Genomic DNA, 26254 nt, shown 5'->3' with positions numbered 1-26254 from the left:
GCATACTTTCGCTGTCAAGAACAAATGATCCAAGGCCATTGGCGCGGTGACATCGCGGCGTGACGCGCCGGTAGCGTTCGGTTGCGCCTCAATCAAAACAGGAGGAGAAGGTGTGATGAAGGTGCTGGTGCCAGTCAAGCGTGTGGTTGACTACAACGTCAAGGTACGCGTCAAGTCCGATCAATCGGGCGTGGATATCGCGAACGTCAAGATGTCGATGAACCCATTCGACGAGATCGCCGTCGAAGAGGCGACCCGCCTCAAGGAAAAAGGCGTGGCGACCGAAGTCGTCGCCGTGTCTTGCGGCGTGACGCAAAGCCAGGAAACGCTGCGCACGGCCATGGCGATCGGCGCCGACCGCGCGATCCTGGTCGAATCCACCGTGGAACTGCAGCCGCTGGCCGTGGCCAAGCTGCTGAAAGCGCTGGTCGACAAGGAACAGCCGCAGCTGGTGATCCTGGGCAAGCAGGCCATCGACGACGATTCGAACCAGACCGGCCAGATGCTGGCCGCCTTGCTGGGCTGGCCGCAAGCCACGTTCGCCAGCAAGGTGGAAGTGGCCGACGGCAAAGCGACGGTCACGCGTGAAGTGGACGGCGGTCTGGAGACCCTGTCCTTGACCTTGCCGGCCGTGATTACGACCGACCTGCGCCTGAATGAGCCGCGTTATGTCACGCTGCCCAACATCATGAAGGCCAAGAAGAAGCCGCTGGAAACCGTCAAGCCTGAAGATCTGGGTGTCGATGTGGCGCCGCGCCTGAAGACGCTCAAGGTTGCCGAGCCGCCTGCCCGCCAGGCAGGTGTGAAGGTGGCCGACGTCGCAGCACTGGTCGACAAGCTCAAGAACGAAGCCAAGGTGGTATGACAATCATGACAACACTCGTCATTGCAGAACACGACAACGCCAGCATCAAGCCCGCGACCCTGAACGCCATCACGGCGGCTGTGAAGATTGGCGGCGACATCCATGTGCTGGTGGCCGGCTCGGGCGCCCAGGCGGCGGCGCAAGCCGCCTCGCAAGTGGCTGGCGTGACCAAAGTCTTGCTGGCCGACGCGCCGGCATTTGCCGAAGGCCTGGCCGAAAACGTCGCTGAGCAAGTGCTCGCCATCGCCGGCGCCAACGAGTACAGCCACGTGCTGTTCACGGCAACCGCGTACGGCAAGAACATTGCGCCGCGCGTGGCCGCCAAGCTCGACGTGGCCCAGGTGTCCGACATCATTGCGGTGGAATCGGCCGATACCTTCCAGCGTCCGATCTACGCCGGCAATGCCATTGCCACCGTGCAATCGGCCGACCCGGTCAAGGTCATCACCGTCCGGACCACGGCGTTCGACGGCGCAGCCACCAGCGGTGGTTCGGCTGCCGTGGAAACACTCACCGCCGTGGGCGATGCCGGCAAGGCCGCGTTCGTGGGCCGTGAAGTCGCCAAGAGCGATCGTCCTGAACTGACTGCGGCCAAGGCCGTGGTGTCGGGTGGCCGCGGGATGGGCAACGCCGACAACTTCAAGCTGCTCGAACCCCTGGCCGACAAGCTGGGCGCGGCCATGGGCGCATCGCGCGCCGCGGTGGACGCAGGCTACGCACCGAACGATTGGCAGGTGGGCCAGACAGGCAAGATCGTCGCGCCGCAACTGTATGTGGCGATCGGCATTTCGGGCGCCATCCAGCATCTGGCCGGCATGAAGGATTCCAAGGTGATCGTTGCGATCAACAAGGATTCGGAAGCGCCGATCTTTGGTGTGGCCGACTACGGTCTGGTCGCTGACCTATTCCAGGCCGTACCTGAGTTGATTGGAAAGCTCTAAGTTTTTGTGCCACGCTGCCGGCTGGATTGCTCAACTCGTCAAGCAAAGGCACGGGGGCCTAGTTGTCTTCGCCTACACCGCGCGCAGGGAAGCGCGGGACCAATTACGGTAAGATTGACCCTCGTATCCTCGGTAGCGACGTGACCGCGCTGTTACCTGATACGCATCGTGCCTCACCCTGCCGAGTGCCTATAACTATAGGGATTTTCAACATTTCAGGCAGGGAACAACATGGCGTCCACCGGAGATGAGGTAACAACGAAATTTAGACAGCTGACGCAACGTTACGGGCTGCAATGGACAGCCGCCGTCCCGCGAGCTGCCTAAGAGTCGACGGAGTGTAATAAGGTGCTGACTGCCAGCAATCGACGTGAGGCGTTGGGACTTCACCGATGACACTGACGGTCCAGCAGAACATCATGTGAGCCAAAGGCCGGCGCCGGCGCCATGACTAGAAGGTCTGAGCGCCAATTCTGCGCATCGAAGCTAGAAATTTCGCAAGCACCGGTGACGTTTAGCCGTTTCGGTGCAAGCCGCTGTACTTATTCTGCAAGTCCGAATAGACGTACGGCGTTCTGGCCCATGACGACCGCTTTTTCCTCTTGTGCCCAAGTTAGCTTGTCCATATACGAGGGTGAGGCACCAATGAACGGATCGTCGGCCCCCCACAGCAAATGGTCTGCGCCGACGATACTCTTTGCCATTTCCAGGGCCGGCCCGTAGAACGAACACGTGTCGTAGTAGAGTTCTTGCGCGTATTCGCTGGGCAGTCGGGAAATGAACTTGCGGCAGTCAGGGAACAGGCGGTAGCCGTTATCCAGGCGCTCAAGCAAGGTAAGAAGCGCGCCGCCCGTGTGTGCGATGATGAAAGGGAACTCGGGGTAGCGTTCAAATACACCGGCATAAATCAAGCGAGTGACTGCGGTGGTTGTGTCGTACACGAACCCTACACGCAGCGGCAATTCGAACTCGTCCATATGTTCGGCTCCCAGTGGCATCATCGGATGCTCGACGACCGGAATACGCCGACGGTTGATCGCCGCCCAAATGGGCTCCAAGTCCGGATGATTCAGCGGTTTTCCGCCGAAGTTCGAACCAATGGCCACACCCACCATACCCAATTCGTCCATGCTGCGATCCAGCTCAGAGAGGGCGGCGGCAGTATCTCCCAAGGGCAGTGTGGCAAGCCCCTGAAAACGTGAAGGACTGTAGTTGCAGGCGTTCGCGGTCTGATCGTTGACGTAGCGCGCGAGCCGAGGCTGTTCATGGGCCGGCCAGTCGTAGATGCTTGGGCTGCTTAGCGAAAGAATGCGAACATCGACGCCTTCCCTGTCCATCTTGGCAATGCGATCGTCTAGGGAGAAAAACTCGTCCCTGTACCAAGCAACTGTGGCGTTACCCTTACGCAGCAAGGTTTGCCCCGCTTCTGTAGTGCTAACGGTCATTCCCATGAACTTCGCCAATTCGTCTAGGTAGGCCCGGTCGAGTATGTGAGCGTGGGAGTCAATGACTTTCATGTTAGGTTCCCGATTCATTAGACAGACGCAAGCGCGCGAGTCGGCACGCCGCGAATCACATCGATAACTTGCGAGGCATCTTGCGGGCAGGCATCGCCGCGCCAAGCAACAAAGCCGTCCGGACGCACCAAGACAAGCTTGCGCTCGTAGAGCCGTGCTACCTCAGGGTCTGTAATGGTGATCACAGTCAACGGCACACCGCTTTCACGAGCAGCATCTTCCAACGACGCGGACGAGACGTCCGCGGAGAAGCGCAGCAAGACGAAACCGCGGCCGAACAGATCCAGTGTGGAGCTGCCATCTGCGAGCCAAGCATGCGGAGCCCGAGACCCTGGCCTGGCGGTTTGTACATAGTCCAGCACGGAAAAGGGCGGCGGCGGCGTGCCATCCGATATGCAAATCGGCGAGGTCTCGTACCGATAGCCCAACTGCAAGCCCAAGGAGTCCCAGTCTTCGCGGCCCGCCTTGAGCATGTGCTGGCCTACCGCGGCGCGGCATACATCGCCCGCCGGCCCTTCTTGTAGTACGTTCTCGCAGTCGGGCACGGAGACCCACGACCGAAAGTTGTTCGCCGACGTTGCAGCAGCCAGCGTGGCGATGGGGCGTCTTTCGGCGTCATAGGCGTCCAGCAGATCGCTTCCGCCCCAGCCTTCCAATACGGCTTGAAACTTCCAACCAAGGTCTACGGCATCGGCGACACCCGTGCTCATGCCATGACCGCCCGTCGGCGACATGGTGTGAGCCGCATCGCCAACCAGGAACACATTATTTTTTCTGAATCGTTCGGCCGTCAGTTCTGTGCGGCGCCAAGGTTTGACTGAAATAAGTTCGAAAGGAATGTCATCGGTTCCCAAACACTGACGAACCGTTTGTTCAGCATCGAATTCGGCAAGGTTCATCATCTGCTCATTGCCGATGATAGTAATGCGCCATAATTCGCGCCCATCCACGACCGTGAGGTTGGCCCAGGTACCGTTAGGACCAACAAAGATATATCGCTCCGCCTCGCCTTTGTCATGCCGCGCCAAAAGTTCACGCGAGCGAATAAAGATGTTTATCGAATAGCTCAGCACTGGTCTGCCCGACATCTTGATTGAAAGCGCCGAGCGCACGCTACTGGCCGCCCCATCGCATCCAACCATGTAGCGCGCACGGATGTGGACGGCTTGGCCACTTCGGCTGTCGTAGCAATGGGCCACCACGTGATCCCCTGCGTCCTCGAAGCCGTTCAGTTTATGAAAGTGCCTGAAGTCGACAGTCTCATATTCCTTCGCCGCGTGCTCCAAAAGCGGGTTGAACCACATCTGCGGGCAGCGCTGACGCTTCACGGGGCTTTGTGGCGGAGGCTGGAGTTCGTTGCAACTCACGTTCTCGTCGCGTCCGAGCAGATATCCAGTCATGCTGGTGCTATACACAACGTTAAGTCGGTAGTCGTTGTTAAAACCGCAGTTGTAAACACGGTCGACAATGCCCCAACGACGGCAGAACTCCATCGTCCGGGTAAGGATAATGCCCAGCCGGGGATGGTCGACCGTTCCGTCGCCCTCTTCGACTACGGTGCACGGGATGCCGCGCCATCCTAACTCGATGGCAAGCGCGGATCCGGCGGGCCCGCCGCCGATGATCAGCACTGGCGTGTCAATAACGGGAGATTGCATATCAAACCTTTAGCCGTGGTCGGGATAATTAGTTTTGGGAAGCGCCGCTGGCTTCGATAACTGCGCGATATGTGGCTGTGTCGTCCGCAATGTTGCGGGCGTATTCCGCCGCCGTGCTACCCATCGGGACGAGGCCCATGGTTATTAACCGCTGCTGAAAACCCTTGTCAGCTAGAACTTCCGTGATTTGCGTGTGGAGGTAGTTAGCCACTGGCACTGGCGTGCCCGGCGGCAGTACGAAACCGACATTGACCGCCACTCTGAAATCCTTGATGCCGGATTCCGACACCGTGGGCAACTCGGGCATGAGAACTGACCGCTCGGGAGTGGCAACCGCCAGCAACCGTACTTCCCCACCGGCAACGTAGTTGCGGATCGAAGGTAGCGCGGTCAGAGCCGCTTGCACTTCGCCTCCGACCAACGCCACTGTTGACTGCGACGCGCCCTTATATGGGACATGCACCATTTTTATGCCGGCGCGGACCGCCAACAGTTGCATGCCCAGATGATGCACGCTGCCAACGCCGGTGCTTCCAAATAGCAAGCCGGGGTGCTTTTTCGCGTAGTCAATAAACTCCTGCACGCTGCGTACTGGAAGCTTGGCGTTGACCGCCAGGAAAAGGGGCGCTGAGACCGCTTCGGTCACGGGAACAAAGACCGTGGATTTGTCGTAGGGCAAATCCTTGTATAGGGACGGGTTGACCGACAACTGTCCGGTATCGGCGACAAACACGGTATAGCCGTCCGGTTTGGCGCGCGCTACATAACTGGCAGCCAAGACTCCGCCGGCGCCGGACTTGTTTTCGACCACAATGGTTTGCCCGACCTTCTTTGTCAGCATCTCCGCCATCAGCCGGGCCAAGGTATCCACACTGCCGCCCGGCGCCATGGGCACGATGAAATGCATCGGCTGACTCGGGTAGGTTTGGGCGTAAGCCGTTGCGATGCCAGTGAACATGAACACGGCAGCCACCGTACGACGCCATGCTTTGCGCGACTGTAATTTTTCCATAGTCTCCTCCATGGTTTGACAGATCTATTTTTTTGTATGACTCCATATCGTATGGATCCATACTATTTCTGTCAAGCGTCCCAAGGGTCCGATCTTCGGCCTCGCGTTCGGGCGGGAAAACTAGCGGTAGGAGCTCACGACTCTAGGTGGTGCAAGGCTCGCGTCAGGAGCGACTTAAGTTCGGCGAGTTCCTTCTTGCTGAATCCTGTTGAGGCCAGGCGATCGATTTCCCCAGCAAAAGGCAACAGCAACGGTTCTAACGCTCGACCTTGGTCAGTCAAAGAAACCAGCCACCTGCGCCGGTCGGTATCGCTGCGCTCGCGAACGATCAGGCCCTGCCGTTCGAGTGAAGACAATATCTGCGTCAGCGACGCTTTTTCCACTCGGATGTTCGCGGCCAAATCTACTTGGCTACAGCAATCCTCCTGCCACAAAGATCGCAACACCGTCCACTGTGCTGAAGTCACGCCATACGGGCCGAGACGCTCCGCCAAGACACGGGCGAACGCCTTGTGGACATGCCGAACCAAGAACCCGATGCCGTGTGGACTGCCTTGGACTGCACCGGAGGAAGCGGACACAGCCGGCTCCTTGGCCGATTTCCTAAATTCGGTAATGGATGACATTGTGCGGCGTAGATTCGCGGATGACTAACAGTGCGTAGTGTATCGAACACGAGCGCCCTTATTAAGCCGCATCGCGCGGGCACTTGCTCCGCTCAATGTACGGTCATGGCTTCTCGCCGCCGAGTGTGCGGCACACCATGCATCCGGTCGGCGCCGCTGAGGTTGGCCATTGCGACGGCCGGATCGCTCTTGGGGCTGACATCGGCATCGCCTTGGATGTTCGTCGTGGCAAGCGCCAGGAACTGTGCGGCGCCAATCAGCTCTTTCCAACCGCAAGCACCTTCCCACTTGGCGCGGCTTTTTGTTTCGGCGCACATTGGGCGAAACAATCGCGGCCTATCGACAAAGGCTGCGTCTCTCCTCATGGTCGGAGCCACTGAACCGGAGATAGGGGTAGAAATAAGTCTGGTGTGATAAGGAGTTAGTACGATTTCGGAGCGCAGTATTAGCTCCTTACCGCGGCTAAGTCGCCCAGGCGCTGTTACCTGATATGGTTCGTGAATCACCATGAAGAGAGCGCAGCAAAGTGTTTCCGTGGCGCGTGATCAGGCACCTGAGGATGTAGGCCATGACCAGGTCGACCGGGTGAATTCCAAAACCTTTTTATTCTTATTCTTCTGGATGGCTGAATCAGAGGAGAAAGAGAATCTAGAACGGTTTTCGCATCAACCTGGTCACCTTGGTCAGCAAAGAAAACCCCACTGCCGCAGCGACTTTTTCCTACCGGACCATGCTGACCAAGCGGAGTAGCACCGCTTGCTAAGTAATGCAGCTGGGACGAGGTGGCGGCCAGCTGACGCCACGACCAGCTCGACCGGGTGGAATCCAAAACTATTTTCTTCTTATTCTTGTGGTTGGATGATTTAGGGACAGAAGAGAACCTAAAAAGTTTTCGCAACAACCTGGTCATCCTGGTCAGCAAAAAAGCCCCAACTGCCGCAGCGGCTTTTTTGCTACCGACCCCTGCTTACCACGTGGAGCAGCACCGCCCACAGCAGCATCATGCAATTCCCACCAACGTCGCTGTTGACCACCAGCCTAGCTGCCCTTCGCAGGGTGCCGGTTGAATGGTCTTGCAAAGCCGTGGTCCGTAGTCAACCGTCGCCATCGCCTACTGGAAGGGGAAATTGCCCCGGTCGTAGAACTCGAGTGCGTGCTTAGTAAGGGCACCTTAGTTAGGCGACATTTCATACCGGAACCGGGACGCTTCTACATGCCCAGACTGAGCCACATTGGACGTTTTGCTGGACCAATCTTTGGAGACAGCCGCTAGTTACCGATGTGGTTGATGTCGCATGAAGCCACTAAGAACAGGCGCTAGGCCGAGCTAGGAGATCGTCCCATCTCACGGGTGGACGCACCTTCACATCTTCATTCCGTCATATCTCAAAGCCCGCCTTTTAAGAAGCGATTTAGAAAAAAGCGAGAAGCTAAGACCTATGAAACGAAGCGCACAGTCTCCGGTTCCCGCAGGCCAGCCAAAATGCGGACTGAGCTAGCGCCCTGTGTCCCACAGGTGGGTGCTGGGGGGGTGATCGAGTGAAGGCCATCATTTTTCTTCGCATGCGTTTTCCGAAAGCGCGGTGAAGTCGCTTAGGCCTCACTTGGTAAATGCTGGCGGCTTCAGCGCCAAGCCTTGCAGTTCGGGGGCGTGCTGGTGCCGCGACCCGGTAGAGGAGCGACTTGGGGAATTGTCACTTGCCCACCTACGGTGTGTCTCGACGCCTACTAGCCGTGCGGAACCTGAGCTTGATGCAAAGGCCGCTCGCTCTCCCTCCAGTGCCATTGGCACCCTCGGTGGCGGTTGCCCGGCGAGGGCGCTCCGAAGTAGGGTGATCACCTCCGAAACGGGGCTCATCCCATACCCTCCGGTAAAGGGGACGGTGTTAATTGATATCCGCCTTTATAGGAGGTAGCAAGCGATTCGTTGCGTGTACCTCTTCACCCTCTGGCAAGCCAACGATTGGCATTCAGTTGCTCGTGCACGTGACAGCAATCTGCGGTCGCAAGGATTCTCGGCCTAGGTCTCATGCGAAGCCGCGTAGGATTACGGCCACAAGCCTCTGTTAGTAAAGATGCAGGCTCTGCGTCAAATAATAGCGCTTTGTGACCGACCGTTTAAAATGGCACCCTGCTCGCTCGCCTGCGTGCTGCGAAGCCTGCAAATCCTGGACAGCCAAGGTAGAGAGGTGAGCCGGAGACATTCCAGCCTAGAAAGCTGCGCCCACAGTTGGGGTCACCTCGTTGTTCTAATTTCAAGGAAATACTGTGTATTCGCTAGATGATTTAGATCCCGCGGTCGCAGAGCAGAGGCGCTGGGATGATGCCTTTGCAAATGACAGCAGCAATAATCCCAACAAGTTTGAAGCACAGCGCCGCGCCGCGCGGCGTACCGTCCGAGAGGTTCGCGCGGACCTAATCCGCTCAGGCCTCAACGAGGAAACAGAATCCGAGAAGCTGACTCGAGAGTTGGACAAGATCCATCCCAACGCCAAGTCCAGCGAAATCGTTGATCTTCAGGGTAGAAAATATCAAATACGCTACTACCCGATAGAGAAAAGTCGCTCTTACAAGACCGTCACAGAGTGGGCACACGAGTGGATTCTCGTCTCATGAATACATCCTGCCTTATCAACGCTTCACCAAAGACCTACTAGGCGGATGGGAGACATCGCTCGGTGACGGCAATTTCAAGATAAAGCAAGGTTCTTGCGCCTACGGACGTGGCAATCTAAGAAGCTCTCGGAACGTTGTGCCTGCGTACTCCGTTCGGAAGGAGCCTCGGCGTTGCAGTTCCGGAATCACTTGGTCGACAAACTCGTCTAACCCTGATGGGAAAACGGCTGGCATCAATGTGAAGCGATCCGCTGCTCCAGCGTCACGCTATGCCTCCATCTGATCAGCAATATCAGTAGCCGTGCCAGCAATCTGCTGATGCCCGCGCGCGAAGCAGCGATTTGCTGCGATAAAAAGAGGTAAGACGTGACTTTTCATCGATCGTCGCGGACAACTGTCCGACCGCGGGCGAAGGTACCGCTTCTCTCGGAAAGAGCTGATCCATGCTATATTTATATACATACGCAAACGTATGTATATCTGAGCTTGATGCCGATTGCCGATGGCATGCCGGGCTCTTCTGTACTGCATTCTTCGCGCTTCACCGCGTAGGTACGACACGAATCCGCCCCGTCGCATCGGGCGGCAAGGCTTAACACATGGCACGCAAGACCAAGAAAGAGGCACTCGAAACCCGAGCGCACATTCTTGCCACCGCTGAACAAATTTTTAGTGAAAAGGGCGTAGCCCACACGACGCTGCAAGACATTGCAGTAGCGGCGAACGTCACGCGTGGCGCCATCTATTGGCACTTCAAGAACAGGATCGACCTTCTTGATGCATTGTTGCAGCGGGTCAAGACTCCCATGGAGGAAGGCTTACGCCGCAGCAGCGACGGTAGCATGTCCGATCCTTTGGGCCAGTTACGTCTAAGTGCCATTGAAACCCTAAATCTGGTTCGTGACGATCCCAGCGCGCGTCGCGTCTGTGAAATCCTGATTTTCAAATGCGAATACGTTGCGGAAACCATTGACCTACAGCGTCGTTACCACGAAGACCGGAATAGTTCTCTCGGGCACTATGAAGCCGCCTTTCGTAACGCCATGGCGCGCGATCAATTAACAGGTGCGGTGGATCCCCGCTACGCTGCGATTGGTTTTCACGCCATGCTGCACGGCATTTTGAAGGATTGGCTACTAGCCCCTGAAGAATTCGATCTAACGGTCGTGGGCACCAATATGGCCGATACGTTCATTGCCGGCCTCAAGATTACGCGCCACGATTGAAAGCATCGTACTGAGTGCCGTCCGCGTGCCAACAGTGCGGTGACCGCTCGGCCTCACTGGCGGGTTCGGACTAATGACACGTCAACTCCGGCATTCCATTTCGTCAGTGACTTCGCGCACTTGACCCGTCGTGTCAGGCAAGCGATCGAATGTCGCGTGAACCAGATACGGCGTGCTTTCGGGCAATAAACCTCACGCGCCGATATTGACTCCCGTCGATTCATCGACCTTCATGTTCAATTGTGCGGCGTCGCATATTTCTGCCGTAAGCGACGCGTACAACGCATCGACGGTAGTGGACGACCGCGTTGCAGATACGGTCCGCTCTCGAACAGATAGCTATAAGCAGTGCCGCCGCCGCACCGGTTGCCGAAGCCGCCGCACGCCGATGGGCCCCAAGACGAATAGCGGGGATCGTTACTGACTAGGTGCCGCTCGTACATATTTCATTGATGAGGGCAGGCGCGCCGAACGCGCCGTCCGGGCTCAAAATGTCTGCGCCATATAGTGCGCCCGTGGCCTGATTTCATGGCCGGCTCTGCGTTGCTCGAGCAAGTGGGCGATCCATCCGGCCGTGCGACCCACTGCCCAAACCGCGCCTGACGAGCGCGCCGGCAGCCCGAGCGACAACGCGAGGATTGCAAGGCCCACCTCGATATTCGGGTGCATTCCAATTTCGTCACGCACATGGTCGACGAACTTTACGGCAAACTCGACTTTGGGGAACCCGGGCGAGATGCCCAACGCCAGCTTGATGAGGATGCGGGCGCGCGGGTCGCCGTCGGGGTAGAGGGGAAGGCCGAATCCAGGCAAGAGCTCACGCCGTTGCTCCGCGTCCCGGATCCGTGATTTCAACTGGGCGTCGGACGAGATGTCCCACAAGATCTGTTCGACGAGATCGCAGGCGCCCCCCAGCCTACTGCCTACCTGCGTAGCGAGCGCCGCTACGACACACGCATGCAATCCTGAGCCAACCGAAGCCGCGATGCGTGCGGCGAAGGTGGCCGGCGCCAACTCGTGGTCAGCGGTCACAATCAGTGCGGCATTCACGGCATGGGTCGCCTGTTCTGTCACCGGCACGCCCAGTGCGCGCAGGAGATGTACTGCCACATGCGTTTCCGCCGGCGGCTCGATGAATCGCTTCTGAGGTCCGATGACACCGCAACAGCCGGCGAAGGCAAGCAGCAACTCATGCGAGTAGTGCGCGATCGACCCGCTGCGAAGCTCATCGGCCAATGAGACGCCACCGAGTGCGGTGGTCGCGACGGCGAACTCCCGCACGATGCGAATGTCCGGATTGCCCACGCTCTCGATCGCACGCCGGATGTCTGCGCGCATGGGCGGGACACGCCAAGGCCGCGGGTCGTCGTGCAGCACACCCGACCACAGAAGCTCCGCAACGTTCTCAAACAGACCTGGGTGGCGGATGAGGTCCTCGGCCAGGTGCCCGCGGTAGCGAGGTCCGAATGGCGTGATCTCGGTAAGGCTGGTGTTCAACACAGGTTGACCCCAACGCATGGCCACGGCAGCCGCTGCTCCATGGCCACCCCGTGCGCTGCTTCGAACCTGGAGGCTCTCGACCTCGGCGCGCCAGTAGCGCTTCGCATTAGTGTTCGGTTGTTGGACCGGCTTGAGGAAACCTCGACTGACATAGGTGTAGAGCGTCGCCGGCTTGATGCCGAGAAGCTCGCAGGCTTGGGGTGCACTGAGCAGCATGCTTTGCTCAGGCTGCGGCACCTGGGTGGCTTTTTTGGGCATCTCTGGAATCCTAGGACTTTCGCGGATCGACTATTGAATCGATATAGATTTTACCTCGATCGACTTCTAGACTTCGCTGTGATCTATGCGCTCACCGTGAAAAACTATTTGGAGTCATCGATGGAAATTGGTCAAACATCCCCTGAAGTCAGGCGCGTTGTCGTCATCACGGGAGCCGGACAAGGGCTCGGACGCGCCTACGCCCTCATGTTCGGAGCACGTAATCATCCAGTCGTTGCAATGGATCTCAACGAGGTCGCGGTAAACGCGGTCGCTTCGGAGATCCGTGAAGCCGGTGGAGAGTGCTTGCCGCTAGTTGTGGATGTCGGGAATGCAAACGCGGTTGAAGAAGCCGTGCGGCGGGTAGAGGAGCACTATGGGCGGGTCGACGTCCTTGTGAACAACGCGGCTATCTTCTCGACCCTTGAGATGCGGCCATTCGAGGAAATCCCGCTGGACGAATGGTCCCGGGTACTCCATGTGAACGTGACTGGAACGTTCTTGATGACACGCGCGATTTCGCCTTTGATGCGCCGCCAGAAATGGGGCCGCGTCATCAACGTCTCGTCGGCGGCAGCGCTGATGGGCAGGCCAGACTACCTTCACTACACCACATCGAAAGCGGCCATTATCGGGATGACGCGAAGCATGGCTCGCGAGCTCGGACTCGATGGCATTACGGTGAATGCTGTACTGCCCGGCGCTACTGACACCGGGATCCCGCGCCAAACCGTCACGCCCGCGCAAAAGCAGGCGCAGATCGCGATGCGCTGCATCCAGCGCGAAGCGAACGTTGACGACCTGACAGGCACTATCGCGTTCCTCGCGTCCGACGAAAGCCGGTTCATTTCGGGACAGTCGTTTGTCGTCGACGGTGGCTTGGTGTTCCTATGAGTGCGGCCCAATCCACTAGTCCTTGCACCTTGCTTGGCGAAACGGAAGTACTCGTTATTGGGGCCGGGCTGGGAGGCGTGGCCGCAGCAGCCAAGCTGCTCCATGCTGGCCATGAAAGCCTTGTTGTTCTCGAGGAAGGAGATCGGATCGGCGGGGTCTGGCAAGTCAACCGATACCCTAACGTCGCATGCGACACGCCCATCGACTTGTACGCCTACAAGTTCTTCCCCGGTGACACCTGGACGACCAACTTCGCGCCGGGCAGTGAAATCCAGACTTACCTTGAACGCGTCGCCGGGCACTTCGGTGTAACGCCCAAGATCAGCTTCAACACTCGTGTTGTTAGCACCGTCTGGTCCGAGGAGGCCGGCCGCTGGCTGGTCACTGCAAGTGATGGCCGGCGCTGGAGTGCTCGCTACGTGGTCTGGGCGGGCGGACTGTTCTCCCAGCCCTTGCTCAGCGTGACAAAAGGGGCGGAGACCTTCACGGGCCTTTCTGTTCATTCGACGGCGTGGGACGACGACATTGACCTGGAAGGCAAGCGTGTCGCGGTCGTGGGAGGAGGGGCAACTTCCATCCAGATCGTTCCTTATGTGCAGGAGCGCGCAGAAAAACTCATCGCCTTCGTCCGCACTCCGTCGTATGTCTCGCCGCGGCCCGATATCATTTTCAGCGATTCCGAGCGGGGAACTCCGGAGTTCGTTGCCCGGATGGCTGAGCGGCGCAAGGAGTGGTTCGACCGCTACGAGGTAGTTACCAAGACCCGCTTCCCCATGAACGAAAAGTTGGTGCGGGAACAGGAGGCAACCTGGAAGGAGCTGTTCGATGCCCAGGTCAAGGATCCGCATGCACGTGAAGTCCTGACCCCACGCTATCGCTATGGCTGCAAACGCCGCTGTTCAGTAGCATGTACTACCCTGCCATCACCCAGGATAACGTCCAACTGGTGGGACGGGGCGTGTCGCACGTGGACCGCGACTTCATCGTTGACAGCGTGGGTGAGCGGTACGCGGTGGATGTCATCATTTGGGCGACAGGCTTTAACACCGAGCGCATGTTGAACGGCATCGACATCCGGGGCAGGGACGGCCGGGAGCTGGCCAAGGAATGGGATCCCAAGCCGCAGGCGTTCTTCGGCACCCTCGCAAAGGGATTTCCAAATCTCTTCCTCATTGCCGGACCAAACACAGGATCTCCTGGAACCAGCGAGATGGTGGAGGGGCAGGTCGATCTCATCATCGACGTGATCCAAAAAGCTCGCGAATTGGGTTCAGGTTCCGTAGAGGTCGATCCGGATGTGTTCGACGCCTTCAACGAAGACATGCGCCGCCGCGGCGACGCGAGCGTCCTGGTTCTCGGCGGCTGCAATTCCTACTACCGCGTGGGTGGCGACGGCGCCGTGTACACGCACTGGCCGGACACCATGGAGTCCTTCGTGGTCCGCTTGGCCAGGGAAGGGATGCAGGGCGTTCGCTTCAACGGGCGCAAGCCCGCTGCTGCCTGAGGAGACGTCATGGCGCTGCATCCACTAGTTCAGCAAAGCTGGGATCGCATCCGTGCAATGGGCTATCTCGGCTTCGCGCGCTTGCCGGTGAATGAGGCTCGAGCGCAGTTCGCAGCCGGCGCGAGCGCGCTGCCGCCGGGACCAGAGATGGCGCGTGTCCAGATGTTTTCGATTCCCGTCGAAAAGGGCGAAATCAAGGTCCGGCAGTACGTGCCTCCAGGAACCACGATCGGACTCTGCGTCTACTTCCACGGTGGCGGATTCATGCTTGGCTCCATCGACGAGTTCGACGCTTTTTGCCGAACGCTCGCACTTCGAAGCGGCTGCACCCTGCTATCTGTCGACTATCGGCTAGCTCCTGAGCACGCGTTTCCGACCCCGATAAATGACGCCATCGCCGCCGTGCGATGGGCAGCAACGCTGCCTGAGGCATCGGAAGGAATAGCAATCGCTGGCGATAGCGCGGGCGGCAATCTTGCCGCTGTCGCGTCACTGGAACTGCTCGGGGAAATCCCCGTTCGCTTGCAGCTGATGTTCAACCCCGTAATAGACACCGATTTCACACGTGGCAGCTACTCGGAATTTGGCAACGACTATCTGTTGAAGGCAGAAGACAGCGAGTACTTTTTGGAGCAGTACGCTCAGGGACACGATCTCAAGGATCCACGGATCGCGCCGCTACGGCGTGCCTGTCTGCGCGGCGCCCCACCGGCGTGGATTGGGGTCGCGGAGTACGACATTCTGCGAGACGAGGGCGAAGCGTACGCCGGAGCCTTGCGCGCGGTAGGTACACCGACAGCCGTGGTCCGATACGAAGGCGTGATGCATGGCTTTGCGCGAGGACATGGAACCGTAGATGTCTCCGACCAGGCGGTATCTGACGCAGCCATCGCGTTACGTGGAGCTTTACGCCGTTAGAGAAACGAACCTTCCTCATGACAACAACGACAACTAATAAATGGAGACTACCAATATGTCATATGCGAAAAACACGTTTGGCGCGTTCGGACTCGCGGCAGCACTATTGATGCCGGTGACTGTCCTCGCTGAAGAAGCGAGCGCGCAATCCCTCTCTAAGAAGCCCGTGACTCTCGTTGTCGCCTTCGGTGCAGGCAGCGGCTCTGATGTGGTGGCCCGGGTGATTGCGGAACCGCTATCAAAGCAGTTGGGTACGCCGGTCATCATAGAGAACAGACCGGGGGCTGTGGGTCAGATCGGGCTTCAGCAGGTTCGCCGTAGCGTGCCCGATAGACACACACTGCTATTTGGCGAGGCGGGCATTCTGGCGATCTATCCGCTCGCGAAGAAGCCTGCCCCTTTTAATCCCTTGAAGGATTTCGTCCATATCTCTTTCATTGGCGAAACTGGTCTTACCTGGCTCGTACCAGCGCAGCGGGGATACAAATCCGTCAAGGACTATGTAGCGCGGCAGCAGGGTCATGATAAGACGATGCTTCTGTCAGTGGCTCTAGCCAACGATGTTGCAACGTCGCTGTTTGCCGATCTCGCCGGATTCAAGTACGAGCCCATTGCCGTCCGAAGCGCGGGGGACGTCGTGCCGCTGATTGCGAGCGGCGATGCGGAGGGCGTCTTTGTATCGAACGCCTTCGCAGCTGCCCAGATTGCCGGCGGTCGGTTGATCGGTCTCATGCAGACCGGTGACTTTCGCTCCAAGATTCTTCCCGACGTCCCGACCGCGGCCGAGGCAGGGTTTCCCCGCGTGATCGCTCCCATGTGGTTCAGCCTGGCCGCGCCAGCGGGGACACCCGGCGCGATCGTTGAGCAACTGAACAAGGCAATAAACAACGCACTTCAAGACAGTGTGGTCCGGCAGAAGCTGGAAGGCTTGGGCGTCGCCCCGGCTGGATCATCCGTGGACTCCATGCACAAGCGACTTGCTAAAGATCTTAGCGATTGGGGGCCGGTAGTCGAAAAGAGTGATGTCCGTGTTCCCTGATGCCGGGTGAGCCTCACGAGCACATCATTGCTAAGGAAGTTCGGCGACAGAACAGGGAACAGAAAGCTGCTGGCGCTCATGGCAATGTCCTCGCACATTTCCCACTTTTTTCTTTATAGGGTTTTTTATGTCTACTGTAATTAACAACGGCGGTGACCTCTCGCCCCAAGTGAACGAGGCACTGCCCAAGCATCTGTCTCACTACTGGGGTGGCGCCTGGCATCCGGGCTCGAGCACCGAACGCCTTCAAACCGTGAATCCGTCGACTGGCGAAAAGCTCGCGGAACTTCCGCTAGCCGTGGCCGAGGATGTCGACGCGGCAGTGGCGGCGGCGAGCGCTGCGTTCCCGTTGTGGGCGAAGACACCTCCTCTGCAACGGGCCAAGTGCCTGCGGGAGGCTGCTGCTCGAATCCGGACGCATGCATTGTCTCTAGCATTGATCGACGCGGCGGATTGCGGCAACCCGGTGAAGGAGCTGATCGCGGACGCTGAGATCGCCGCGACTCAGCTCGAATATTTCGCCGGTCTTGTGCTCGAGATAAAAGGCGAGACCATTCCTACCGGCGATGGTTCTCTGAACTACACCGTGCGCGAACCACTAGGTGTCGTCGCCCGCATTTTCCCCTTCAATCATCCATTCATGTTCGCTGCGGGGAAGATTGCGGCACCTCTGGCCGCTGGAAACACTGTCGTAATTAAGCCGCCTGAACAAGCACCTCTTTCTACGCTGCGGCTGCTAGAACTGCTCGAGGGCGTTTTTCCGCGTGGCGTGCTGAACTGCGTGCTTGGCGGACGTGATACCGGCGCTATGCTCACGGCTCATCCGGATGTTGCCGCAGTGGCGTTGATTGGAAGCGTGCCGGCAGGCAAGGCAGTATGGCGCGCGAGCGCAGATACGATGAAGAAGATGCTCCTCGAATTGGGGGGCAAGAACGCCATGATCATCTACCCTGACGCCGATTTCGAGCGCGCCGTAGAGGGGGCAGTCAGAGGAATGAACTTCACCTGGTGTGGGCAGTCCTGCGGCTCAACCAGTAGGTTGTTTGTCCACGAATCCTTGCACGATCGCTTCGTGGATGCCATGGTGAAGCGCATCGGCCAAGTGCATCGGCCCGGGTTAGCCACGGATCTACGTACGACCATGGGCGCCATCGTCAGTCAGACCCAGTATCAACGTACGTTGGATTTCATCGCCTCCGCTCAAAGTGAGGGAGCAAAACTTGCCTGCGGCGGCGCTCATCCGACCGATGCACATCTTGCCAACGGCTGGTTCATCGAGCCGACGGTCTTTACGGAGGTGCATGGCGATATGCGCATCGCCAGGGAAGAGATCTTTGGGCCCGTGCTCTCGGTATTTCGATGGAATGACGAGGAAGAGTTGATTAGCGTCGTGAACGGGACGGAGCTGGGCCTAACGGCATCGATTTGGACTCGTGACTTACTAACTGCTCACCGGGCTGCGGCGCGGGTGCAGGCAGGTTACGTGTGGATCAACAACTGTTCAGCCCATTTCATCGGAGCCCCTTTCGGCGGCTTCAAGCAGTCCGGACTTGGACGTGAAGAGTCAAAGGAAGAACTGCTTGAATTCACCCAGATCAAGAACATCAATCTTTCGATGTTCTAGGTAATTGGTCGGGTGGGGCCATAGCTCCCTTTGGCCTCACCCCGCACTTCACGCGCCATTGGTGGTACGGCGTTTTCATTTGTTCAAAGAAAAGAGAAAACCATGAACCTTCGCATTGCACAGGTCGCTCTCGCTGCGATATCGCTCTCCACAGTCGCCACAGTTGGTCATGCTCAGACTGCAAAGCTCAAAGTCGGTTTAATGCTGCCGTATAGCGGGACGTACGCCGCACTTGGTGTCGCAATCGAAAACGGCTTCAAGCTGCAAGTCGAGGAAAAGGGCGGAAAGCTTGCGGGTCGCGAAATCGAGTACGTAAAAGTCGACGACGAATCTGATCCGGCCAAGGCGACCGACAACGTCAACAAACTCATCAGGCGTGACAAGGTCGATGTAATCATTGGAACCGTGCATTCCGGTGTGACGCTGGCGATGGCCAAGGCGGCAAAAGAAAGCGGAACCGTGCTCATCGTGCCGAATGGGGGTGCCGACGCGGTGACTGGCCCGATGTGCGCGCAGAACATCTTCCGCAGCTCATTCTCGAACTGGCAGCCTGGATATGCGATGGGGGTGGTCGCCGCTCAGCAGGGCAAGAAGAAGGCCATGACCATCACCTGGAAGTATGCGGGTGGCGACGAACAGGTAGCTGGGTTCAAAGAGGGCTTTGAGAAAGGTGGCGGGAAGGTCCAGAAGCAGTTGACGCTCCCGTTCCCGACTGTCGAATTCCAAGCGCTGCTGACCGAGATCGCTGCTGCGAAGCCCGATGTGGTGTACGGGTTCTTTGCTGGTGGCGGCGCGGTGAAATTCGTTAAGGACTATACGGCAGCTGGGCTTGACAAGACAGTACCCTTGGTTGGCTCTGGCTTCCTTACCGATGGCACGCTTGAGGCGCAAGGCGATGCCGCGCAAGGCCTGCTCACCACGCTGCACTATTCTGATGGCCTCAACACGCCTCGGGACACGGCGTTTCGCTCTGCTTACATCAAGTCCTTCAAGCTTACGCCTGATGTGTACGCAGTGCAGGGCTATGACGCGGCGCAGATTCTCAACATAGGGCTGACCGCCGTGAAAGGTGACATCTCGAAGAAAGGCGAGTTTGCGGCCGCGGTTGAGAAAGGCAGCATCGACAGCCCGCGCGGCACATTCACCATGAGCAAGGCGCACAACCCCGTGCAGGACTTCTACCTTCGCAAGGTTGAAGGCAACGAGAACAAGGTGGTGAACATCGCGGTCAAGAACCTGGCCGACCCGGCCCGCGGCTGCAAGCTCTGAACCATCGCTAGGCGTTGCGCACTTCATGTCGCTGCGCCAACCCCCTGGAGGGCGTGACACCAGCGCCCAGCAGCCGGTTTCGCTGCTGGGTGGCGATCTGCTCCAGTTGCTTGTAGCAATATCGCGATCGTCGCGGTGCGGATTACGGCACCACTTAAGGCGTCTCTTCCTTCTCCCGGATGAGCACGCCGCAGATCATGGTCTTAAGCAAATCGAGTTCGGGCATTGAGCGGGGCGGCGTGCTCTGGTACTGCTTTCGCAAGGCAAGGCCTCGGAATGTGGCCATTGCCAGGCGCCGGACAGTCGTAACGGTAGATCGGCCGAGGCCCGTGCCCGTGAAGATCTGTGCCCAATAGGCGTCGAGTGATGCCTCGTATTTCTTGAGTTTTTGGAACAGCTGGTTGTACAGCGCTTCATTGTGCTGCGCGGCCAGCAAGATTTGTGTGACCGCGAGATATTGTGGGCTGCCAACGATCTTCCAAGAGGCATCGCAGATCTCCTCCACACGCTCTTCAATCGACGCGGAGCTCGCGATGTTGGCCTGTGTGACTGCCTGAAGATGATCGCCAAAATCTTCGACGACGCGAAGAAGCAGACCGTCGCGCGTGCCAAAGTGATGCTGGACGGAGCCCCCGGTGGCATTAGCCCGCCGCGCGATAAGGTTCACAGGAGCTCCCGCCACCCCAAATTCGAGGATGCAGCTGACGGCGGAATCCAGGAGCGCGCGCTCCATGCTCGCGCTGCGTTGCTCTTGCGTCCTGCGGACGGTCTTACTGCTCGGCGATGTAGTCATGGAACAGGATTATAGACAACAGACAAATCGAAAAGTGTTAGGTGCGCCGGGCGTTCGGCGGCATGGCAGCAACAGCGGCACAGCCCGGTTTGTCCGGGCGCTTTGGTCAGCCAGCAGTGGCCCACTGACCCAACTTCACGACTTTGGCAGGATTCTCACAGCAGATTCGCTCGAGTTCAGCTGAAGTGAGGCCGAAGGCTTCCATATAGCCCCGGATCAGCCGCATGCATTCCACTGAATGGGGAAACAGCGGTTCGCCGGCATCGCTCGACAGCGTCACCTGTTCCACACCAATTGCGCGGATGGCGTCGTAGATGCGCTTTGGATCAATTCCAAGCAGCGGAGAAATCTCGTCGTAGGTGAAGTTCAAGTAGATGCCGGCCGCCGCCATGTCCCGCATCTGTTGGGTGGAGAGGTCCACGAAGGGGCTGAACGGATGGTCGATCACCCCTCGCTTGAACCCCAAACGCACGATCAGGTCGGCGAGCGCTTCGATCTCCGGATGTGTCGCGTGGCCGAAGAAAAGCGCGACGTCGTGGTCCGCCACCATGCGCACCACGTCTTCGTAGAACGGCTTCAGGCGACCTTGCGCGTCGATCATATAGTGACCATGCTTCACGGCCTCGTCCCAGGGCAGAGGAGGCGTATGTGCGGCCGGATCGGCGGAGCTGTCCATCCAGATGGCCTTGCCGCCAACCTTGTTGTAGGTGTTCGCGTGGTTGAAAACCGGCAACCAGATACCTGCCACGCCTGACTCCAGGTGGTGCTGGAGCTTCTCGAGCGACGGCGTCTTGTTGTCCATCGTGATGCCGTACCCGGCCCAGCACTGTATCGGTGCGATGCCGGTCTCATCGGCCCAGCGATGCAGGCCCTCGCGGACTTTTTCCATCTCTCGCGCCGGCTGGTACTCCCCCGAGATCGGGCCGACGGTTTTGTACAGAATGCCCGCCATTCCGCTCTCTGAAGCCAGCTTGGCCAGCGACAGGGCGTCCTGCTGGCCCTCATGCGCGTGGCAGTGGATGTCGATCGTCCCCTGGACGCCAGGCACTTTCGGAGGGTGGACCACGCCCGGCCGATACGCCCGCCGAGCGGGATACGACGTCACACACCGTTCGCGCACCGGGGTAGTATTTTCTTCTCGCTGTTCCATGATTGCCCTAAAACATTGATTGCACAACGTATGTTTGTATCTTACCATTCGTTGGACGTCAAGGCTTTGGCGACCAGCCGTGTTGTAAGCGGCGGGAAGGCGGCCTGGGGCCACGTGCTTTCAAAAGGCGTCGGCCGATAACATAAAGGAGACAACATGAATAAACCCCGCTCAAGTCTGCGCCGACTCATGCTTGCTGCCGCATTGGCCAGTCCGGTCGCCAGCTTCGCGCAGCTTCCGTATCCGAATAAGCCGATCCGCATCGTTAACCCGTTTCCGCCGGGCGGCAGCGCGGACGTCCTGGCGCGCGTGATCGGCGAGAAGTTGCAGGACAGCTTGAAGCAGCCCGTGGTGGTCGAGTCCCGGCCGGGAGGCAATACGCTGATCGCGGCCGGCTACGTCGCTAACGCAGCGCCGGACGGCTACACGCTCATGATTGCGATTGATTTCACTCTCACTCTGACGAAAGCCCTCTATCGGCAGCTTCCTTTCGATCCGGATCGCGATTTCGCCCCGGTCAGCCTCTTGACGACGCAACCGCTCCTGCTACTGTCTAACCCGAGAAAAATGTCGGTAAAGTCGGTGCCGGAGATGATTGCTTACGCCAAGGCGAACGGCGACAAGATGAATGTCGGGGTTGGAGCGGTTGTTTCGCAACTGGTCTGGGAAGCGATGAAGGGCTCCGCTCAAGTGCAGGGCGAACTGATCAGCTATCGCGGTTCGCAGCCAACCACCACGGCCCTTCTTGCTGGCGATATCAATCTCTCCATAGACGCTCCGCTGACCAACCTACCCTTTATCAAAGAGGGGCGCATTGCACCGCTTGCAGTCACCTCGCGCGTTCGCATGCCGTCTTTGCCTGAGACGCCGACCGTGGGTGAGCTTGGACTGCCAGCGATGGAGCTGCTTTCGATGTTCTGTCTCGTCGCACCTGCGCGCACTCCGCAGGACGTGCTCTTGAAACTGAACCAGGAAATGCGGCGAATTATGGCTTTGCCTGATGCGCAGGCCAAGTTGAGCGAGTACGCGCTAACCGCCACATCCAGTACCCCTGAGGAACTCCAGGGGATGCTGAAGGCGTTTTCCGAGCGGTGGAGCCCGGTTGTGCGGCGTGCCAACATTCGATTGGACTGAGAACACTATGACTTATCAAACTCCTCCCGACGCGTGGGATTGCCACTTTCACGTGTTTGAGCACGGCGCCGCCACGCGTGCCGCCGGCACCGGCGCCTACCAGCCGATGGAAGCGACCGTTCAAGCCCTGGATGCCATGCACGCACGCATCGGTATCCACCGCGGGGTCGCTGTCCAGAGTACGGCAGAAGTGGCCGACTACGATGCCTTTGGCGCCATGCTGCTGCGCAATCCACGATTGCGCGGCGTAGCTCGCTTCACAGAGACGATCACGGAGCGTGACGTTGAGGCGCTGCACGCGTCTGGCGTGCGTGGTCTGCGGTTTGCATTTGCATCCTTCATGAAGCAACAGCGTGTCCCGCGCGAAGTGTTCGAACGCGCCGTGGCCATGGTCAAGCCCTTCGGATGGCACATCAAGGTCCATGTCGAGGGCACCGACCTGCTGGAACTTGAAGAATGGCTGCGTGCAGTGGACGCCCCGCTGGTCATAGACCATATCGCACACATGCGACCTCAGGGTGGTGTGGATCAAGCCGCCATGCGACTGCTCCTGGATCTGCACCGTCGAGAGAATGTCTGGGTCCTACTGTGCAACTCCGATCGATGGTCTGTCGAGGGCGCACCCAATTACTCCGACAGTCTGGCAATAGCTCGTGCTGTCTTGCACAGTGCTGCGGAGCGCGTGATATGGGGAACCGATTGGCCGCATCCGATGTACCGAAACCCTTTGGAGCCGGGTGAGGCGCCGCCAGATGATGCGCGGCTGCTGGACATTCTTGCGCGTGCCGCGGAGCAGGACGACCAGTTGCTGCGGCAGGTGCTCGTCACCAATCCCGCGAACCTATACACCTAACTAAGCGGCCTGCCGGTGGTGTTATTGTCGACCGCGCGGTTGGCGATGCGCTGCCCCCCCCCGCCGAAAGGTGGCGGGTGTCGTGCCGATCAGCCGTTTTCGGCCGGCAAGGCCGCGTCCTTCGAACCAGCAAACATTGAAGAAACACCCTTCACGCTGGACACCACCTGCCTTGCTTTATCCGCTCTGGCGTAAGGTTTTCACGCTGCTCCGCATGGTGGACATCGGCGTCGTGTGCCTGACCGGCAATATCGTGCCGCGCGCTGACGTGTGCACCGGCAGAGTCGACATCAAGCCGACCGGGACTTAAACATGGAAGACATTGAAGCGATTCGGGTGCTAGCCGACCGTGCGTGTGGGTGGCAGAGCACGTGTTCATCGTGCCACGGGTCGACAAGCCGAAGCGGGTCCAGAAGTGATGGTGAACCTTAGCAATCACGACGATGAGGTGATTGCTCGCCTTGAGCGGTTTTAAGAGATGGCAAACGATATCGCCAACGCACTCTTACCCCAGCTGCGGTCGCGGTCATCTTTGCCAAACGTCGTGCTGACGACGATGCGGCGGCTAGTCGATAGGCAGTTCATAGGGTCAACATGTACCGCGGCGCTCGCTCGGCGCGCATCGCAGTTGACTAGCGCTGCCGACATTGAGCCTTCACGGCACACATCTCGGCAGCTTCCTGGTCAGCTTCCCTGATGTACCAGAAGAACATCCTGCCCCTGACTATCTGAGTTCAGCATAGCAATGCAAATTTCGAGCGTTGCCTTCGCCCACACCCCATCATGAAGCGGCGGGACGCCGTTTCGCACAGCGCCAATGAGTTCATCGATTACTTCCGCACGAGGAACGGTAGGTTGGGGTAAGGGTATCCAATCTTTTGTGTAATGCCCGTACACCTGAATGCCGTGCGGCATGGGGCGCAGGTCACCTTGATCGAGGGAAACGATAATCGGACCGAAATGCTGATACCAAGATCGATTCTGCTCAGGCCCCGCGGGCTTGGGCGGCTGGTACGACGGCCCGCCATACGTGCTTTTCGCTTTAAGCTCTGCCTCCTCCTGCGCGGACGCTACCGTGTCTAGCTTGCGCCTCGCCGAACCATAGGCTGAGGGGTCTTTGGTCTGCCCCATCTCACCGGTCCAGTCCATCCACTCGTCCGAGTCAAAGTGGCCGTAGCCGTTGTAGCTAAGCGATGCATAGGCGCCATTCTCGAACCACAGGAGCGCCGAATAAGCACCTTCGGTCGGCCGGGCAGGGTCCCAGTTTCCGACCGCTGCGCGCAATCGAGTAGCGCGGCTCCCAGCCAGCAACCTCACAATATCCACTTGATGTGCGGCCTGGCTGAAAACGGCACCTCCGCCTTCCGAGGTCATCAACTCTTCAGGCCGACGCGGACGCAGCAAATAATCCGTATAGTTCATCGCCTGGATCATGCGGACCGCGCCAAGTCGGCCGCTACTTACTTCCTCCCGCGCGGCCAAATAGGGCGCGTCAAAACTGTGACAGTGGCCAACCAGCAAATGCACGCCGGCTTGCCTACAAGCATCGATCATGGCGTCGCACGCTTCCAATGACAGGGCCATCGGCTTCTCGACCAATACGTGCTTGCCATGCGCGGCCGCGAGCCGCGTATGCTCAGCATGGAACTGGTGCGGACTCGCAATGTAGACCACCTCGACATTGCTATCAGCTACCAGGCCCTCAATGGAGTCGTACGTCGGTGCGTCGAAATCACGTGCGAACTGCGCCCGCGCCGTCTCTCGTGTGTCGCATGCAGCTACCAGTTGCAGACGCACATCACCCAGAAACGTAGGCAACATCAACGAGAACGCGCGTCCAAGTCCTGCGACGCCTACACGGAGGGGGGGCGAGAGAGCAACGCTCATAGATCCAACACCAGGCGATCGGATTTAGCACGGGAGACGCACACCATGATCTGGTTGTCTTCCTGTTCAGGCATCAGAACCATATCGCGGTGGTCCGCGACCCCTTCAAGTAACCCAGTGCGGCAGGATCCACAGGTACCGCTTTCACATGAAAACGGCACTTTGACTTCTGCCTTACGCAGAACTGACAAAATCGACTGACCAACGGGAATTTCGAACTCAAGCCCGGATTTTGCCAGTTCAACCGTAAACGGCGTGTCGTCAGCCCGTTTCTCTCCGCCTTCCAGGAAGCTCTCGAAGTGAATGTTCGCAGGCGACCAATGCCCCGTCATATCGCGAACCGCTTCCATCAAGCCTCGTGGGCCACAGCAGTACACATGACCCTTATTCGGCTTTTCGAGCACGGGCCACAAATCAAACACGTTGTCCGGATCGGCTCCACTGTGGTGCACCTTAACGTTCTTGATCCACTCAGGCGCAGCCAATTCTTGAAGGAACGCAGTCGTCTCGGCCGACTGGCTCAAGTAGTAGAGCTTCCAGGGCGCGGGTGGCAACTCGCCAAACGACCGGATCATCGACAGGATGGGCGTGATGCCGATACCGCCCGCAATGAAAATGTAGGCCGATGCTTTCTCGACCAGCGGAAAAGCGTTGTCGGGCAACGATGTGGGCAGCGTGTCGCCTTCCTTCGCCTCGTCGACCAGGCTGATCGACCCGCCCCGTCCGTTCGCATCCCGCTTGACCGTGATGACGTATTTGCTCAGGTCTTCCGGATCGCCGCACAGCGAATACTTCCGGAATTCATCATTGGGAACTTGCACCTTGACATGAGATCCGGGGGTAAATGGAGGCAGATCATGCCCTTCCGGATGCACCAGCTCGAAGCTGCGAATGCCGACCGCCGCATCGGTCGCCCGTGCTATACGAAGTGGCATCATGCTATTTGTATCGTTAGCGTCTTCCATCTCAG

The 26254-nt window shown here is 58.7% G+C and carries 24 protein-coding genes; 14 read left to right on the top strand and 10 right to left on the bottom strand.

All coding sequences use genetic code 11. The features are described from left to right. Positions 1-115 precede the first annotated feature (115 nt). Positions 116-865, top strand: a complete 750-nt coding sequence (locus EV675_RS01380) for an electron transfer flavoprotein subunit beta/FixA family protein (protein WP_130355650.1) — start codon at positions 116-118, stop codon at positions 863-865. A gap of 5 nt (positions 866-870) precedes the next feature. Further along, complete coding sequence (locus EV675_RS01375) at positions 871-1806, top strand: electron transfer flavoprotein subunit alpha/FixB family protein (RefSeq protein ID WP_130355649.1); 936 nt, start codon at positions 871-873, stop codon at positions 1804-1806. A 542-nt stretch (positions 1807-2348) separates the two neighbouring features. Here EV675_RS01375 and EV675_RS01370 read toward each other — a convergent pair. From EV675_RS01370 to EV675_RS01350, 5 genes are all read right to left on the bottom strand, one after another. Then, complete coding sequence (locus tag EV675_RS01370) at positions 2349-3323, bottom strand: amidohydrolase family protein (RefSeq protein WP_165404378.1); 975 nt, start codon at positions 3321-3323, stop codon at positions 2349-2351. A gap of 17 nt (positions 3324-3340) precedes the next feature. Beyond that, entirely contained in the window at positions 3341-4981 is a 1641-nt protein-coding gene (locus EV675_RS01365; protein WP_130355647.1) for an FAD-dependent oxidoreductase, read from the bottom strand. 28 nt (positions 4982-5009) lie between these two features. Beyond that, complete coding sequence (locus EV675_RS01360) at positions 5010-5993, bottom strand: Bug family tripartite tricarboxylate transporter substrate binding protein (protein ID WP_165404377.1); 984 nt, start codon at positions 5991-5993, stop codon at positions 5010-5012. Positions 5994-6127: 134 nt separating this feature from the next. After that, positions 6128-6574 (bottom strand): MarR family winged helix-turn-helix transcriptional regulator, encoded by a 447-nt coding sequence (locus EV675_RS01355; RefSeq protein WP_165404376.1) that lies wholly within the window; start codon positions 6572-6574, stop codon positions 6128-6130. 137 nt (positions 6575-6711) lie between these two features. Beyond that, positions 6712-6984, bottom strand: coding sequence for a hypothetical protein (locus EV675_RS01350; protein ID WP_130355644.1), 273 nt, complete (start codon positions 6982-6984; stop codon positions 6712-6714). 142 nt (positions 6985-7126) lie between these two features. Here EV675_RS01350 and EV675_RS01345 point away from each other — a divergent pair, with 142 nt between their 5' ends. From EV675_RS01345 to EV675_RS01335, 3 genes are all read left to right on the top strand, one after another. Beyond that, positions 7127-7369, top strand: coding sequence for a hypothetical protein (locus EV675_RS01345; protein ID WP_130355643.1), 243 nt, complete (start codon positions 7127-7129; stop codon positions 7367-7369). A gap of 1518 nt (positions 7370-8887) precedes the next feature. Beyond that, complete coding sequence (locus EV675_RS01340; protein ID WP_130355642.1) at positions 8888-9235, top strand: hypothetical protein; 348 nt, start codon at positions 8888-8890, stop codon at positions 9233-9235. A gap of 599 nt (positions 9236-9834) precedes the next feature. Beyond that, positions 9835-10461, top strand: a complete 627-nt coding sequence (locus EV675_RS01335; RefSeq protein WP_130355641.1) for a TetR family transcriptional regulator — start codon at positions 9835-9837, stop codon at positions 10459-10461. A 486-nt stretch (positions 10462-10947) separates the two neighbouring features. On the opposite strand, the gene EV675_RS01330 is transcribed toward EV675_RS01335, so the two are convergent. Beyond that, positions 10948-12219: a citrate synthase family protein gene (locus EV675_RS01330; RefSeq protein ID WP_130355640.1), complete on the bottom strand. Its 1272-nt coding sequence runs from the start codon at positions 12217-12219 to the stop codon at positions 10948-10950. Between the two features lie 78 nt (positions 12220-12297). Between EV675_RS01330 and EV675_RS01325 the strand changes: the two genes are divergently transcribed. The 7 genes from EV675_RS01325 to EV675_RS01295 all read left to right on the top strand — a co-directional run bounded on the left by EV675_RS01325 (position 12298) and on the right by EV675_RS01295 (position 19467). Next, positions 12298-13113, top strand: a complete 816-nt coding sequence (locus EV675_RS01325) for an SDR family NAD(P)-dependent oxidoreductase (protein ID WP_165404375.1) — start codon at positions 12298-12300, stop codon at positions 13111-13113. Beyond that, positions 13110-14174, top strand: coding sequence for a flavin-containing monooxygenase (locus EV675_RS01320; RefSeq protein WP_130355638.1), 1065 nt, complete (start codon positions 13110-13112; stop codon positions 14172-14174). The genes EV675_RS01325 and EV675_RS01320 overlap by 4 nt, the downstream gene beginning before the upstream one ends. After that, positions 14171-14617, top strand: a complete 447-nt coding sequence (locus tag EV675_RS01315; RefSeq protein WP_165404373.1) for an NAD(P)/FAD-dependent oxidoreductase — start codon at positions 14171-14173, stop codon at positions 14615-14617. The genes EV675_RS01320 and EV675_RS01315 overlap by 4 nt, the downstream gene beginning before the upstream one ends. 9 nt (positions 14618-14626) lie before the next feature. Then, positions 14627-15535, top strand: a complete 909-nt coding sequence (locus tag EV675_RS01310; protein ID WP_130355636.1) for an alpha/beta hydrolase — start codon at positions 14627-14629, stop codon at positions 15533-15535. A gap of 40 nt (positions 15536-15575) precedes the next feature. Continuing rightward, positions 15576-16574 (top strand): Bug family tripartite tricarboxylate transporter substrate binding protein, encoded by a 999-nt coding sequence (locus EV675_RS01305; RefSeq protein WP_130355635.1) that lies wholly within the window; start codon positions 15576-15578, stop codon positions 16572-16574. 127 nt (positions 16575-16701) lie between these two features. After that, positions 16702-18198 carry an aldehyde dehydrogenase family protein gene (locus EV675_RS01300; RefSeq protein ID WP_130355634.1) on the top strand — a complete coding sequence of 499 codons (1497 nt, stop codon included), beginning with the start codon at positions 16702-16704 and terminating at the stop codon, positions 18196-18198. A gap of 102 nt (positions 18199-18300) precedes the next feature. Then, a complete protein-coding gene (locus tag EV675_RS01295; protein WP_130355633.1) occupies positions 18301-19467 on the top strand; it encodes an ABC transporter substrate-binding protein in 1167 nt (388 codons plus the stop codon). 154 nt (positions 19468-19621) lie between these two features. On the opposite strand, the gene EV675_RS01290 is transcribed toward EV675_RS01295, so the two are convergent. Both EV675_RS01290 and EV675_RS01285 read right to left on the bottom strand, forming a co-directional pair. Then, positions 19622-20200: a TetR/AcrR family transcriptional regulator gene (locus EV675_RS01290; protein ID WP_165404372.1), complete on the bottom strand. Its 579-nt coding sequence runs from the start codon at positions 20198-20200 to the stop codon at positions 19622-19624. 166 nt (positions 20201-20366) lie between these two features. After that, on the bottom strand, positions 20367-21410 hold the full coding sequence (locus tag EV675_RS01285) for a DUF6282 family protein (RefSeq protein ID WP_130355631.1): 1044 nt from the start codon (positions 21408-21410) through the stop codon (positions 20367-20369). A 156-nt stretch (positions 21411-21566) separates the two neighbouring features. Between EV675_RS01285 and EV675_RS01280 the strand changes: the two genes are divergently transcribed. Then, positions 21567-22544: a Bug family tripartite tricarboxylate transporter substrate binding protein gene (locus EV675_RS01280; RefSeq protein WP_130355630.1), complete on the top strand. Its 978-nt coding sequence runs from the start codon at positions 21567-21569 to the stop codon at positions 22542-22544. A gap of 7 nt (positions 22545-22551) precedes the next feature. Beyond that, positions 22552-23397 (top strand): amidohydrolase family protein, encoded by an 846-nt coding sequence (locus EV675_RS01275; RefSeq protein ID WP_130355629.1) that lies wholly within the window; start codon positions 22552-22554, stop codon positions 23395-23397. Positions 23398-24081: 684 nt separating this feature from the next. On the opposite strand, the gene EV675_RS01270 is transcribed toward EV675_RS01275, so the two are convergent. Together EV675_RS01270 and EV675_RS01265 are read right to left on the bottom strand one after the other, a co-directional pair. Continuing rightward, positions 24082-25284: a Gfo/Idh/MocA family protein gene (locus tag EV675_RS01270; protein ID WP_130355628.1), complete on the bottom strand. Its 1203-nt coding sequence runs from the start codon at positions 25282-25284 to the stop codon at positions 24082-24084. Further along, complete coding sequence (locus EV675_RS01265; RefSeq protein WP_242621296.1) at positions 25281-26222, bottom strand: PDR/VanB family oxidoreductase; 942 nt, start codon at positions 26220-26222, stop codon at positions 25281-25283. Before EV675_RS01265 ends, EV675_RS01270 begins: the two co-directional genes overlap by 4 nt. Positions 26223-26254: the final 32 nt, after the last annotated feature.

This window comes from Pigmentiphaga kullae (assembly GCF_004216695.1).
GTDB lineage: Bacteria > Pseudomonadota > Gammaproteobacteria > Burkholderiales > Burkholderiaceae_B > Pigmentiphaga > Pigmentiphaga kullae.
This window is presented reverse-complemented; position numbering and strand designations above follow the sequence as displayed.